This is a genomic window from Paractinoplanes rhizophilus, from assembly GCF_042664765.1.
GTDB lineage: Bacteria > Actinomycetota > Actinomycetes > Mycobacteriales > Micromonosporaceae > Actinoplanes > Actinoplanes rhizophilus.
On record NZ_JBHTBJ010000002.1, the window covers coordinates 53,028 to 65,174 of the forward strand.

The 12,147-nt window shown below is 69.2% G+C and carries 15 protein-coding genes; 5 read left to right on the top strand and 10 right to left on the bottom strand.

Annotation, left to right across the window (positions count from 1 at the left end; translation table 11 throughout):
* The first annotated feature begins 1 nt into the window (after window position 1).
* On the top strand, window positions 2–646 hold the full coding sequence (locus ACFQS1_RS04165; protein ID WP_378964695.1) for an MBL fold metallo-hydrolase: 645 nt from the start codon (window positions 2–4) through the stop codon (window positions 644–646).
* Window positions 647–890: 244 nt separating this feature from the next.
* Here the strand turns inward: ACFQS1_RS04165 and ACFQS1_RS04170 are convergent, their stop codons facing one another.
* The 3 genes from ACFQS1_RS04170 to ACFQS1_RS04180 all read right to left on the bottom strand — a co-directional run bounded on the left by ACFQS1_RS04170 (window position 891) and on the right by ACFQS1_RS04180 (window position 2,397).
* On the bottom strand, window positions 891–1,535 hold the full coding sequence (locus ACFQS1_RS04170) for a hypothetical protein (RefSeq protein ID WP_378964696.1): 645 nt from the start codon (window positions 1,533–1,535) through the stop codon (window positions 891–893).
* Window positions 1,532–2,068: a SigE family RNA polymerase sigma factor gene (locus ACFQS1_RS04175; RefSeq protein ID WP_378964698.1), complete on the bottom strand. Its 537-nt coding sequence runs from the start codon at window positions 2,066–2,068 to the stop codon at window positions 1,532–1,534. The genes ACFQS1_RS04170 and ACFQS1_RS04175 overlap by 4 nt, the downstream gene beginning before the upstream one ends.
* Before the next feature lie 122 nt (window positions 2,069–2,190).
* Entirely contained in the window at window positions 2,191–2,397 is a 207-nt protein-coding gene (locus ACFQS1_RS04180) for a hypothetical protein (protein WP_378964699.1), read from the bottom strand.
* A 59-nt stretch (window positions 2,398–2,456) separates the two neighbouring features.
* Here ACFQS1_RS04180 and ACFQS1_RS04185 point away from each other — a divergent pair, with 59 nt between their 5' ends.
* Window positions 2,457–2,936: a cupin domain-containing protein gene (locus ACFQS1_RS04185; protein WP_378964700.1), complete on the top strand. Its 480-nt coding sequence runs from the start codon at window positions 2,457–2,459 to the stop codon at window positions 2,934–2,936.
* 185 nt (window positions 2,937–3,121) lie between these two features.
* Here the strand turns inward: ACFQS1_RS04185 and fdxA are convergent, their stop codons facing one another.
* The 4 genes from fdxA to ACFQS1_RS04205 all read right to left on the bottom strand — a co-directional run bounded on the left by fdxA (window position 3,122) and on the right by ACFQS1_RS04205 (window position 5,271).
* A complete protein-coding gene (gene fdxA / locus ACFQS1_RS04190) occupies window positions 3,122–3,442 on the bottom strand; it encodes a ferredoxin (RefSeq protein WP_378964701.1) in 321 nt (106 codons plus the stop codon).
* 22 nt (window positions 3,443–3,464) lie between these two features.
* Window positions 3,465–4,079, bottom strand: a complete 615-nt coding sequence (locus tag ACFQS1_RS04195; protein ID WP_378964703.1) for a cysteine hydrolase family protein — start codon at window positions 4,077–4,079, stop codon at window positions 3,465–3,467.
* A gap of 503 nt (window positions 4,080–4,582) precedes the next feature.
* A complete protein-coding gene (locus ACFQS1_RS04200; RefSeq protein WP_378964704.1) occupies window positions 4,583–5,002 on the bottom strand; it encodes a type II toxin-antitoxin system VapC family toxin in 420 nt (139 codons plus the stop codon).
* Window positions 5,002–5,271 carry a type II toxin-antitoxin system Phd/YefM family antitoxin gene (locus ACFQS1_RS04205; RefSeq protein ID WP_378964705.1) on the bottom strand — a complete coding sequence of 90 codons (270 nt, stop codon included), beginning with the start codon at window positions 5,269–5,271 and terminating at the stop codon, window positions 5,002–5,004. The genes ACFQS1_RS04200 and ACFQS1_RS04205 overlap by 1 nt, the downstream gene beginning before the upstream one ends.
* A 189-nt stretch (window positions 5,272–5,460) precedes the next feature.
* On the opposite strand from ACFQS1_RS04205, the gene ACFQS1_RS04210 reads away from it, so the two are divergent.
* Window positions 5,461–6,087 carry an ATP-dependent Clp protease proteolytic subunit gene (locus ACFQS1_RS04210; RefSeq protein WP_378964707.1) on the top strand — a complete coding sequence of 209 codons (627 nt, stop codon included), beginning with the start codon at window positions 5,461–5,463 and terminating at the stop codon, window positions 6,085–6,087.
* Between the two features lie 197 nt (window positions 6,088–6,284).
* Here the strand turns inward: ACFQS1_RS04210 and ACFQS1_RS04215 are convergent, their stop codons facing one another.
* On the bottom strand, window positions 6,285–6,707 hold the full coding sequence (locus ACFQS1_RS04215; protein WP_378964708.1) for an uL11 family ribosomal protein: 423 nt from the start codon (window positions 6,705–6,707) through the stop codon (window positions 6,285–6,287).
* A 162-nt stretch (window positions 6,708–6,869) separates the two neighbouring features.
* Window positions 6,870–7,667 (bottom strand): transglycosylase SLT domain-containing protein, encoded by a 798-nt coding sequence (locus ACFQS1_RS04220; RefSeq protein WP_378964709.1) that lies wholly within the window; start codon window positions 7,665–7,667, stop codon window positions 6,870–6,872.
* A gap of 161 nt (window positions 7,668–7,828) precedes the next feature.
* Here ACFQS1_RS04220 and typA point away from each other — a divergent pair, with 161 nt between their 5' ends.
* Window positions 7,829–9,697: a translational GTPase TypA gene (gene typA, locus ACFQS1_RS04225; RefSeq protein ID WP_378964710.1), complete on the top strand. Its 1,869-nt coding sequence runs from the start codon at window positions 7,829–7,831 to the stop codon at window positions 9,695–9,697.
* A 380-nt stretch (window positions 9,698–10,077) separates the two neighbouring features.
* On the top strand, window positions 10,078–11,079 hold the full coding sequence (locus tag ACFQS1_RS04230; RefSeq protein WP_378964711.1) for a TerC family protein: 1,002 nt from the start codon (window positions 10,078–10,080) through the stop codon (window positions 11,077–11,079).
* A 190-nt stretch (window positions 11,080–11,269) separates the two neighbouring features.
* On the opposite strand, the gene ACFQS1_RS04235 is transcribed toward ACFQS1_RS04230, so the two are convergent.
* Window positions 11,270–12,091 (bottom strand): GNAT family N-acetyltransferase, encoded by an 822-nt coding sequence (locus tag ACFQS1_RS04235; RefSeq protein WP_378964712.1) that lies wholly within the window; start codon window positions 12,089–12,091, stop codon window positions 11,270–11,272.
* Between the last annotated feature and the right edge of the window lie 56 nt (window positions 12,092–12,147).

A 12,147-nucleotide genomic window follows, 5' to 3' on the forward strand; every position in this document is an offset into this window, starting at 1 on the left:
CATGGCCTACACCGGAGACGTCACCCGCGGCGGCGCGCCCGCCGTCCGCACGCTCGGCCACCTGACCATCACGAAGGTCTCGGTCGGCCCGATGGACAACAACGCCTACCTGCTGCGCTGCGGCGACGAGCAGCTGCTGATCGACGCCGCCAACGACGACGACACGCTGGTGTCGCTGATCGGCCAGACCGGGCTGGCCACGGTCGTCACCACCCACCGGCACGGCGACCACTGGCAGGCCCTCGAGGACGTGATCGAGGCGACCGGCGCCCGCTCCCTGGCCCACGCCGACGACGCCGGCGAGATCCCGGTGGTCACCGACACGGTCGCCGAGGGCGACACGGTCACGGTCGGCGACTGCTCGCTCGAGGTGATCCACCTGGTCGGGCACACGCCGGGCTCGATCGCATTGCTCTACCAAGACCCCGAGGGCCACGGCCACCTCTGGACCGGCGACAGCCTGTTCCCCGGCGGCCACGGCAAGACCACCACCCTCGAGGACCACACGACGCTGATGGACGACCTCGAGGCAAAGGTGTTCGGCCGGCTCGGCGACGACACGTGGTTCTACCCGGGCCACGGCCGCGACTCGACCTTGGGCGCCGAGCGGCCCCACCTGGCGGAGTGGCGAACCCGCGGCTGGTGACCCGTCCCATTGACCACCCGATGAGCGTCCAGGTGACCACGCAACCTCCGGCCAAATGACCGTTGATCATGCTTCTGGGGCACACTGAAGCCATGCCCGGCCTCTGTACGGGACAGCAGACCCTGCCGTTCGGCGAGAAGATCCGGGCTGTGCCGCTCGACGCGCTGTGGCGCCTGGCGCCGTGAGAAGGAACGCCCCCGCCCGCCGAACCGGCTGGTGAGGGCGTTCCCCGGCGCAATGTCCGTCAGCCGCGCCCCTGCACCGCCCCCGGCAGCACGTGAATGCCGGCCCCGAACTCCACCATCGCGGCGTCCGACCAGCCCCGGGCATCCCAGATCTGCACCAGCATCCAGATGCCGTTCGGCTGCTTGACCCACAGGTTCTTGCCGTGGTCGGTGCCGAGCCCCTGGTTGATCACGCCGGGCTTGCCGCCGACCTGGACCGCGGTGCCGGTCGGGGTGTCGGTGGCGTCCTGGGACTGCAGCATGATGGCGATCTTGTCGACGAAGCTGTCCGGGTTCTTGTCCTTGGCGCCGACCGGCGCGATGGTCAGCGACGCGGCGCTGACCCCCTGGACCTCCCAGCCGGCGGGCACCTTGTCGATCGTGAAGCCCTTGGGCTGCTCGCCGCGGTAGGCGACCAGCTGCGTGCTCACCACCGCCGGCGCCGCGACGACCGGCGCGTTGTCGTGGGACGGGCCGGCGCCGGCGCCGTACGCGATCGCCGCCGCAAGCGCGGCCACCGCGAACACCGAAGCTCCCGCCCCCCGCACGGCGCGGCGGCGCCGCAGGGCGCGGCGGCCACGGGCCACGTCCTGATCAGCCTCGGCGGGCGAGGGCGCCGACACCGGCCCGGCAATCTCGTCGAATCGGTCGTGCAGGTCCATCATCGGGTCACTCCTGTCAGGGGAATCTCGGTCTCGCCCAGAACGCCGCGGAGCCGTTCGAGGGCCCGCGCGGTCTGGCTCTTCACCGTTCCCTCGGTGCACCCGAGGGCGTCGGCGGTGTCGGCGACGTCGAGGTCGTAGAAGTAGCGGAACACCAGCGCGGCCCGCATCTTCGGTGGCAGTTCCCGCAGCGCCGCCCGCAACCGGTCGCTCTGGTCGTCAGCCCCGGAAGCCCCCAAAGTCCCGGCGGCCACGAACGGCCGGTCCGGCAACTCCGCGACGGTGCGCTCGTGGCGGCGCCACCACCGACGGCGTTCGTCGGTCAGCGCGTTCACCAGCGTCCGGCGCAGGTAGCCCTCGGGGTTGCCGGCCTTCCGGAACGACGGCCAGGCAACGTAGAGCTTGGTCAGGGTGGACTGGACCAGATCCTCGGCGAGGTGACCGTCACCCGCCGTCAGCAGCGTGGCCGTGCGCACCAATTGGGCGCGGTGGCCGAGCACGAAGCTGTGGAACTGCTCGTCTCGCTCTGTCTTCACGTGCCCTCCTTCGCTCTCACGGTCCCCTGACGATTCACCGCCCCCACGAGGTTGCATGAGACGCACAGAAAGAAGCGACCGCCGGTGTGATCATCACCAGCGGTCGCAAACCGGCAAAATGGTCAGGCGGGCTCGGGCACCTCACCGGGCACCTCACCGGGCACCTCATCCGGCGCCTCACCGGGCGCCGGCGGTTCGGGTTCCGGCTCGATCGGGGCCGGCGGCAGCGGAGCCGGCGCGTCCGGCTCCAGCTCACCCGGGTCGTCCGGGATCGGCGCGCCCGGGTCCAGCGGCGGATAGCGGTCGGGATCGATCTTCAGACTTGCCATGTCCGCTGGTTACCCCGACCGGGTCGGCACCATTCATCCGGTTCGCGCATGATGTGACCATGACGTATCCGCCACCGCTTTACCACGGCGACTCCGGCGAGGTCAGCGCCGTCTACCGGCCTGCCGCCACCGAGCCCGAGCTCGTCTACCGCAACGGCACCAAGGTCCACTACCTCTCCACCGGCGCCGCGACCGGTGGGCTGTTCGGCATCTACCGCTGGGAGTGCGGCCCCGGCGTGACCGGCCCCGATCCGCACTTCCACCAGACCATCACCGAGTCGTTCTACATCCTGTCCGGCAGCATGCGCATCTACAACGGCGAGCGCTGGATCGACACCGAACCCGGCGACTGGGTGCACGTCCCGGCCGGCGGCATCCACGGCTTCAAGAACGAGTCGGGCGAACCGGCGTCAATGCTGCTGCACTTCTCCCCCGGCGCCCCGCGCGAGGGCTACTTCGAGGGATTGGCGCACCTGTCGGAAATGTCCGACGACGAGCGCACCGCGTTCTACCTCGAGCACGACAACCACTGGCTCTAATTCAAAGGCCATCTTTCGCGTACGCCTTCGTGAGCGCTCCCCAAGCGCGCACGAGTGCGGGCCGCCCCGCCGAGCCAACGCCTCTTCGCGACGGGCAGCTGGGCGGCCCAACCGGGCCGGCGCCTGCTCACTACGGGCGGCTCGGCTGACCGCCGGGCGGCTGAGCCGGCCGGCCGGACCGGCTCCTACTGACCACCGGGCGGCTGCGCGGCCACAAACGGCGTGTCCTTGTCGATTTTGCCAATCTTCGCGGCGCCGCCCGGTGAGCCCAGGTCCTCGAAGAACTCGTAGTTGGCGTTCGTGTAGTCCTTCCACTGCTCCGGGACGTCGTCCTCGTAGAAGATCGCCTCGACCGGGCAGACGGGCTCGCACGCCCCGCAGTCGACGCACTCGTCGGGGTGTATGTAGAGCATCCGATTGCCCTCGTAGATGCAGTCGACCGGGCATTCCTCCACGCATGCCCTGTCGAGCACATCCACGCAGGGCTCGGCGATGATGTAGGTCATGCTTGCAATGTAGAACAGGCCGCTAGAGCGCCTCCACCACGCGTGCGGACTCGACCGGGATCGAGAACATGGGGAAGTCGTAGGCGATGGCGTTGTCGTGTTCCTCGGGCGAGGTCGCCGCCGTGCAGTCGGTCAGCGTGATCACCCGGTAGCCGTTCTCGTATGCGCTGCGCATCGTCGACTCGACGCAGCAGTTGGTCAGGAAGCCGCCGATGATCACGGTCTCGATGCCCTTGCTGCGCAGGATGAAGTCGAGGTTGGTGCTCGCGAAAGTGTCGAGGCCACGCTTACCCTCGATCACGATGTCACCCTCAGCGGGAGTCAGACGATCGACGATGGCCGCGCCCCAGGTGCCCTTCACGAAGGCATTGCCGTCGACGACGCCCTTCAAGATCCCGTACGGATGCCGCGAGAGCTCGCCGTATCCGGGGGCGAACGTGATCGGCGCGTGCATGATGGTCACGCCCGCGGCCCGGGCCGCCTCGACCAGAGCCACCGTCTTGTCCAGCATGCCGGTCTTCTCCATGACCGGCGCCACGGCGTCATGCAGCACGCCGCCGTCGGTGGTGAACTCGTTCTGATACTCGATCAGCACGACCGCGGTCTTCGCCGGGTCGAGTCGCAACGCCTCCGACATGCCTACCTCCTGTGGCCATGGTCACTGCCTCTCAAACAAACACGCTGCGCCGCGCCGGGCAACCCCTTCACGTCGCGCACCCCGTTTCGAGCGGCCCGGTTTCGGCGCCCGGTTTCCGCGCGGCCCGGTTGCAGGGCGGCCTGGTTGCAGGGCGGCCTGGTTGCAGGGCGGCCCGGTTGCAGGGCGGCCCGGTTGCAGGGCGGCCCGGTTGCAGGGCGGCCCGGTTGCAGGGCGGCCCGGTTGCAGGGCGGCCCGGTTGCGGGGCGGCCCAGGTTTCCGGGCGGCCGACCCCCGGAGCGCCCGGCCTCCGAACCGCCGGACCGCCCGGCGACCGCCCGGCTGCCGGACCGCCGGACCGCCGGAGCGCCCGACCCCCGACCGCCGGACCGCCCGGCGACCGCCCGGCGACCGCCCGGCCGCTGGACCGCCCGACCGCCCGGCGGGAAGCAACTCGTAGCAGCGGTCCCACCGAGTCGTGCCGGAACACCGGGCCGTCCCGGCACTCAGCCGTCGAACGGATTGACCACCCGCACCCCGGTCCGCTCGAAGTCGGCGACGTTGCGGGTAGCCAAGGTGAGTCGGTGCACCTTGGCGGTGGCCGCGATCAGCCCGTCAACCGGCGACACCTGCCCGGCACCCGCGATGCGGCCCCATTCCGCGGCGACATCCAGGGTGACGGGCAGGATCCGGTCGGCATACGCCCCCAGCAGGCCCGCGTGCCATGCTTCGAGCAACTCGGCCCGCCGCGGCTCCCGGCGCCGCAGGAGCTCGATCCCCTTACGGATCTCGCCCACCACCAAAACGCTGAGGTACACCTCGGCATTCGAGGCGACGAGCCGCTCCAGCCATGCCACGACCCGGCGATCAGGCGACCGCCTTTGCGGCTCGGACAAGACGTTGGTGTCCAGCAGATACGACACCATCAATCGAACAGGTCCTCGTCGCGCCGCCGGCCGCGGTCTCGTTCGAGGTGGAAGTCGTCGTCGAGAGCCGCGCCCTCCGCGGGCCGCTTCAACAGGTATTCCACCAGGGTCGGCTGTTGGTCCTCGTCACGAAGTCGCCGATACTCCGTCATGGTCATCACCACTGCAATCTCCTCGCCGTGCCGGGTGACTATCTGCGGCTCACCCGTCGCCGCGGCCCGGAGCAACTCGCTGAAGCGCTGTTTCGCCTCTTGAACCTGCCAGCGCATGCCTCAATCCCCAGTCGAACAAATCCCTGTCGCATCGAACTCCACCGCACCAAAAGCGCTGAACTCCTGTCCAGACTGTCTAGACCGTATCACCCCCCGAGCCGGCGCCCCAGCCCCTCTGCCCACAGCAGAAGCGGTCGATGCCGGGTGCTGCCCTCGCTAGGCTGGCCCCAACGGATGGAGGTATCGGTGAATCTGCGACACGATCCGATGCGCTGGGGCCAGCCGCCGCACCACTCACCCGAGCCGTGGCCGCCGCCGCATCCGGGCGCCGGCCCCGCCCTGCCTGGCTGGCTCGAGGAGCGCCTGTTCGACCAGCGGATTGTGATGGTGCGCGGCCAGCTCACCCACGAGAGCGCCTCCGCCGTCTCGGCCGCCCTGCTCACGCTGGACGCGGCCGGCCCGGCCCCGATCCAGCTGCACATCGCCGGCGACGGCGGCGAGCTCAGCGCCGCCCTCTCGGTGATCGACGTGATCGACGCGATGGCCGCCCCCGTGCACGCCCTGGTGACGTCGCAGGCCGGCGGCGCCGTGGTCGCCGTGCTGGCAGCGGCCGACAAGCGCCTGGCCTACCGCCACGCCCGCTTCAAGCTCACCGAGCCCCGGGCGGCCGGCGTGACCGGCACGGCCGACGAGGTGACCCGCGCCGCCGGCCAGCATCTGCGCGAGCTGGAAGAGGTCGTGCTCCGCCTGGTCGAGGTGACCGGCCAGACCCGCAGCCGCGTCGAGGACGACCTGGCGGCCGGCCGCTCGCTCAGCGCCGAGGAGGCGGTGGCATACGGCTTGATCGACGAGATCGTCGGCAAGGCACCATAGCGACCCGGCACGGCAGACCCCGGCCGCCCGGCCCAGCCCGGCAACGGCACGGCACGGCCTGACACGCACCGCCACCCAAACCCAGCACGCGCCCGCACAGCCGTCCGACGACACGAGAAAGGGCCCCCGAAACGGGGGCCCTTTCTTGTGCTTTGTTACTCGACCGATGCGATCATCTCGCCGGCCGGGTCACCGCGTCAGGGGACCTTGACGCCCATCGAGCGGGCGGTGCCGGCGACGACCTTGATGGCCGCGTCCAGGTCGTTCGCGTTGAGGTCGGGGAGCTTGCGCTCCGCGATCTCCTTGATCTGCTGCTCGCTGAGCGTGCCGACGGTCTGCGTCAACGGGTTCGACGCGCCGGACTGGATGCCCAGGGCCTTGCGGATCAGGAAGCTGGTCGGCGGGGTCTTGTAGGCCAGCGTGTGGCTGCGGTCCTCGTAGACCGACACGATCACCGGGATGATCTCGCCACGGTTCTTCGCCGTCGCCTCGTCGTACTCCACCTTCACGGCACGCATGTTGGCCCCGGTCGGACCAAGCATCTTGCCGAGGTCGACCATCGCGGCGTTACCCGCCTCAAGCGCGAGGGTTACCTCATGGGTCTTCTTCTTGGGCGGCATTGCGTAGGGCTCCTTAGGGTGAGCTGCAAGCCGAGAAATCGCAGCTCGCCAGCTTCAAATCAACACACGACAACCCCGGGACCTTACAACCGCTCACACGGGCGGGTCAAAACAGAGTCCCGGGTTTCGGAGCAAGTGTAGCTCGCGACGAAATCCGGCCGGTCAGTAGGTGTCGCAGAAGCAGGACTTCATCAGCGAGCGCACCACGTACACGTACTGGGTGCTCGGCAGCTTCTTACTGGATGCCGCCTGCTCGATCGTGCCCACGCCGGCGTGATACGCCGCGATCACGGTGTTGAGCAGGCACCACGACGACGTCGACGAGCACTTGGAAGTCGACAGGCTGTAGTTGCCGCCGAAGTAGTTGTCGCCGATGTACTTGGTCAGCCAGGCGAGGTAGTTCGCGCCGAGGATCGCGTTCTGCTTGTAGTCCTTCACGTCGTACGTCTGCTCGAAGCGGTTATTGATCATGGAGACCGTGTCCGGCATCAGCTGCATCAGGCCGAAGCCGCCGTCGCAGTTCACGACGTTGGACTGCCAGCCGCTCTCGTTCCACGCCACCGCGCGCACCACGTCCGACGGCACGGTCAAGCTGGGCGCGCTGGTCGGCCAGTAATGCTTCGCGGCGGCCGCGTTCAGCGCCGACTTCGCGGACTTCTTGCTGACCGCTTTACCCTCGACGTGGAAGCAGGCGGCGTGCTCGAAGTTGTTGACCGGCCCGGTCGGCGTGGTCTTCGACGGCTTCGGCTTGGCCTTCTTCGTCGCCGACTTCGACGGCTTGGCCGACGGCGGCTCGGTCGTCGGTTCCTCGATGGGCGTCGGCGATTCGCTGGTCGGCTCGAAGGTCGGCTCGTTGGCCGCGACCGATGCCGCGTCCCCGTCCTTGCCGCCGGTCAGCCCGCAGCCGGCCGCCACGACCAGCGCGACCGCCGCCGCCAGCACTTTCCACCGTGAACCCATCGACGCTGAACCTCCCCGTGAGACGCCGACCGCGAACGCTAACAGGGCCCGGCCACCCGGCGCTGCCCCCTGATCCGGGCAAAGCGCGCAAGATCCGGAGCACGTCACGTCGATTGACCCCGAACCCGTAGCAGCAACCGAGGCCGGGGACAATGGGAGGCATGCAGACCCGCACCGACCTCCGCAATGTCGCCATCATCGCTCACGTCGACCATGGCAAAACCACCCTGGTCGACGCCATGCTCCGACAGGGCGGTCAGTCACATGCGCGCGGCGAGATGACCGATCGCGTCATGGACTCCATGGACCTGGAGCGGGAAAAGGGCATCACCATTCTCGCCAAGAACACGGCCATCAGCTATCAGCCGGTCGACGGCGACCCGGTCACCATCAACATCATCGACACCCCCGGCCACGCCGACTTCGGCGGCGAGGTCGAGCGCGGCCTCACCATGGTCGACGGCGTGGTGCTGCTGGTCGACGCATCCGAGGGCCCGCTGCCGCAGACCCGCTTCGTGCTCCGCAAGGCACTCCAGGCGCGCCTCCCGATCATCCTGGTGATCAACAAGGTGGACCGCCCCGACGCCCGGATCAAGGAGGTCGTCGACGACACGTACGCCCTGTTCTTCGATCTTGATGCGGATGAGACGCAGATCGACTTCCCGATCGTGTACGCGTGCGCCCGCGACGGCATCGCCTCGCTGGGCCAGCCGGCCGACGGCACGGTCCCGCAGGACAGCGACAACCTCGAGCCGCTGTTCACCACGATCCTCGAGACCATCCCCGCGCCGACATATCACGAGGACGCGCCGCTGCAAGCCCACGTGGTCAACCTCGACTCCTCGCCATTCCTCGGCCGCCTCGCACTGTGCCGCGTGCACGAGGGGCGGATCCGCAAGGGGCAGACCGTCGCGTGGTGCAAGACCGACGGGACGATCAGCAACGTACGCATCTCCGAGCTGCTGATGACCGAGGGGCTCGAGCGCAAGCCGGCCGAGAGCGCCGGCCCGGGCGACATCATGGCCATCGCCGGCATCCCCGAGATCATGATCGGCGAGACCCTCGCCGACGCGGAGAACCCGCAGCCCCTCCCGCTGATCACCGTCGACGAGCCGGCCATCTCGATGGTTCTCGGCACCAACACGTCGCCGATGGTCGGCAGGGCCAAGGGCGGCAAGGTCACGGCCCGCATGGTCAAGGACCGCCTCGACCGCGAGCTGATCGGCAACGTGTCGCTGCGCGTGCTGCCCACCGAGCGCCCCGACGCGTGGGAGGTGCAGGGCCGCGGCGAGCTCGCGCTGGCGATTCTGGTCGAGCAGATGCGCCGCGAGTCCTACGAGCTGACCGTCGGCAAGCCGCAGGTGGTCACCAAGATCGTCGACGGCAAGGTGTACGAGCCGGTCGAGCGCCTCACGATCGACGCGCCCGACGAGTTCATGGGCCCGATCACCACGCTGCTCTCGACCCGCAAGGGCCGCATGGAGCAGCTCACCAACCACGGCACCGGGTGGTTGCGCATGGAGTGGCTGGTCCCGGCCCGTGGCCTGATCGGATTCCGTACGGAGTTCCTCACCGAGACCCGCGGCACCGGCATCATGCACCACCTCTTCGAGGACTACGAGCCCTGGTTCGGCGAGCTGCGCACCCGCAGCAACGGCTCGCTGGTGGCCGACCGGGCCGGCGTCGTGACCGCGTTCGCGATGACCAACCTCCAGGAGCGCGGCCAGCTGTTCGTCGAGCCCACCACCGAGGTGTACGAAGGCATGATCGTCGGCGAGAACTCCCGCCAGGACGACATGGACGTCAACATCACCAAGGAGAAGAAGCTCACCAACATGCGGCAGTCGACGTCCGACGAGACGGAAAAGCTGATCCCGCCGCGCAAGCTCTCCCTCGAGCAGGCCCTCGAGTTCTGCCGCGAGGACGAGTGCGTCGAGGTCACCCCGTCCGCCGTCCGGATCCGCAAGGTCATCCTCGACCAGCAGACCCGGGGCCGGCAGGCCGCCCGCCGCAAGCACCAGCAGCAGTAGCGGCCGAAGGCGGGCCTCCGACCGCGAGCAGGCCGAAGTCACTCATCTTCACCTGGGAGCAGACGGGAGCCCGCCGGTCCGATAAGGGCTAGGCTGGTAAGAAATGAACAGCCGGATGGGCGTTACGGGCAGAGAGCCCCGCCACGCTTTTCCGGGGTGCTGTGCCATTGGGCCTCGTCATGAGACACAATGGCTGCCGTAGGAGGGGAGTATTCCCTCGCGCCGGTCTCGTCAACACGGAACACCCGGGTGGGTGAACCCGGGGCCGGCGGTCACCCGCTTCATCGCGGGTGGCGGAAGAGACCTCCGACAGCCGCACGTCGCTGTGCTAGCTCTCCCGAGCAGGCGCGGCGCCGAACCGTGTCTGCCGGAGGTCCTCGTTGATCGTGTCCGCCTGGGTGTGGATCGTCACCCTCATCGCCCTCGTCGCCGTCCTGGCCGTCGATCTGCTGATCATCGGCCGGCGACCGCACGAACCCTCGATGAAGGAATCGGGCGGCTGGGTCACGTTCTACGTCGGGCTGGCGGTGCTGTTCGGCATCGGCGTCTGGATCGTCGCGGGCGGCACCCCCGCCGGTGAGTTCTACACCGGCTGGCTGACCGAGTACTCGCTGAGCGTCGACAACCTCTTCGTCTTCGTGATCATCATGGCCCGCTTCGCCGTGCCGCGGCATCTGCAGCAGAAGGTGCTGCTCATCGGCATCGTGCTGGCCCTGGTGATGCGCGGCCTGTTCATCGCGGCCGGCGCCGCCCTCATCGCCCAGTTCTCCTGGGTCTTCTACATCTTCGGCGCGTTCCTGGTCTACACCGCGATCACGCTGCTGAAGGAGGGCGAGAACGACGAGGACGACTTCAAGGAGAACATCCTGATCCGCTGGTCGAAGCGGGCCCTGCCGGTCTCGTCGAAGTTCGGCGACGGCCGCCTGACCACCGTGTCGATGACCGGCAGGCGCCTGTTCACCCCGATGCTCATCGTGATGATCGCGATCGGCACCACCGACCTGCTGTTCGCCCTCGACTCGATCCCCGCGATCTTCGGCATCACCAAAGAGCCGTACCTGGTCTTCACCGCGAACGTCTTCGCCCTGATGGGCCTGCGCCAGCTGTACTTCCTGCTGGGCGGCCTGCTGGAGCGCCTGGTCTTCCTCAACTATGGCCTGGCCGCGGTCCTCGCCTTCATCGGCGCCAAGCTCTTCCTCGAGGCCCTGCACACCAACAGCCTGCCGTTCATCAACGGCGGCGAGGGCGTGCACTGGGCCCCCGAGATCCCCATCTGGCTGAGCCTGCTCGTCATCATCGGCACGCTGGGCGTCGCCACTCTCGCCAGCCTGGCCAAATCCAGCCGGGATCGAAAGCGCGAATTACAGAGCGCAAAAGCCTGACGGGTACGACTCGACCCAGTCCCCAAACCACACAGCCAGGTCCCCCGCCTCCGGCGGCTGCCACCACGCGATCACCCGGCCCGTCGCGCCCCTGCCGCGACCGCCGGGCTGATCCGCACCAAGGGCTCCACGCGATCACCCCGACCCGTCGGGCCTCTGCCGCGACCCGCGCCGCTGCACCTCGGGCTTCCTAGGAGGCTAGCTCGTTGGTGTAGCGGGCGCGCTGCCCCCGGTCGGCGAACCCCAGTCGCCGATACAGCGCCGCGGCCCCCGGGTTGTTGACGTTGACGTTGAGCCAGGCTTCGCTCGCCCCGTCCGCCGCCATCCGGCCCAGCGATTCCCGCACCAGCGCCGCCCCGACCCCCCGCCCGCGGGCCTGCGGCACCACCCCGACCTGCACAATCCACCCGAGCGCCGCGGTGACGTACCCGGCGTCGCCCAGCCCGGGCAGACTGACCAGCACCGACCACCCCGGCCGGAACTCGTCGTCCTCGGCATACTCGGCGATCCACTCCGCCGCCGCCTCATCCGGAAACCCCGGCCGGTCCTTGAACGACTCCCGGTAGACGCCATGGAACCGCCCAGCCGTGTCGCCGGACCATTCGCTCACCACCGTGCCGACCGGCCAGCTCGCGGACGCCGGATCCTCAAGCTCGATCCGCATGACGTCCTCGGCGAAGACCTGCCGAAGCCCCCGGGAGGCGAAAAGCGCCGCGCCCTCCTCGGTCAGCGACTCGGTCTCAACGGTCACCGTCACCGGCAGGGCCACATCGCCGTCCCGCTCGGAGCCAACGCCGGCCGCCAGAGCGAGTCCCCGATCGAGGACCCGGGCGCCCAGCCCACGCCCCCGCGCGCCCGGGTCGACCAGACCGGTCACGACCACCCCGTCGCCGGCCGGACACACGGCTCCGGCCGCGAGCAACTCGCCATCGTCCCCGCGCAGCGCGAAGGTCCGTCCCCCCGCCGCGGCCCACCGCCGCCGCAGAAACCACGGCTCCACCGCAAGCGGCATCCCGCCATCGGCTCGCACGCACCGCTCCGCCAGCCGCACCAAGGCAGCCGGAAGCC

What these genes read in the sequence shown, in the direction of transcription:
- ACFQS1_RS04165 (WP_378964695.1), top strand. Translation starts at nt 2, where the DNA reads ATGGCCTACACCGGAGACGTCACCCGCGGCGGCGCGCCCGCCGTCCGC.
- ACFQS1_RS04170 (WP_378964696.1), bottom strand. Translation starts at nt 1,535, where the DNA reads ATGATGGACCTGCACGACCGATTCGACGAGATTGCCGGGCCGGTGTCG.
- ACFQS1_RS04180 (WP_378964699.1), bottom strand. Translation starts at nt 2,397, where the DNA reads ATGGCAAGTCTGAAGATCGATCCCGACCGCTATCCGCCGCTGGACCCG.
- ACFQS1_RS04185 (WP_378964700.1), top strand. Translation starts at nt 2,457, where the DNA reads ATGACGTATCCGCCACCGCTTTACCACGGCGACTCCGGCGAGGTCAGC.
- fdxA (WP_378964701.1), bottom strand. Translation starts at nt 3,442, where the DNA reads ATGACCTACATCATCGCCGAGCCCTGCGTGGATGTGCTCGACAGGGCA.
- ACFQS1_RS04195 (WP_378964703.1), bottom strand. Translation starts at nt 4,079, where the DNA reads ATGTCGGAGGCGTTGCGACTCGACCCGGCGAAGACCGCGGTCGTGCTG.
- ACFQS1_RS04200 (WP_378964704.1), bottom strand. Translation starts at nt 5,002, where the DNA reads ATGGTGTCGTATCTGCTGGACACCAACGTCTTGTCCGAGCCGCAAAGG.
- ACFQS1_RS04205 (WP_378964705.1), bottom strand. Translation starts at nt 5,271, where the DNA reads ATGCGCTGGCAGGTTCAAGAGGCGAAACAGCGCTTCAGCGAGTTGCTC.
- ACFQS1_RS04215 (WP_378964708.1), bottom strand. Translation starts at nt 6,707, where the DNA reads ATGCCGCCCAAGAAGAAGACCCATGAGGTAACCCTCGCGCTTGAGGCG.
- ACFQS1_RS04220 (WP_378964709.1), bottom strand. Translation starts at nt 7,667, where the DNA reads ATGGGTTCACGGTGGAAAGTGCTGGCGGCGGCGGTCGCGCTGGTCGTG.
- typA (WP_378964710.1), top strand. Translation starts at nt 7,829, where the DNA reads ATGCAGACCCGCACCGACCTCCGCAATGTCGCCATCATCGCTCACGTC.
- ACFQS1_RS04235 (WP_378964712.1), bottom strand. Translation starts at nt 12,091, where the DNA reads ATGCCGCTTGCGGTGGAGCCGTGGTTTCTGCGGCGGCGGTGGGCCGCG.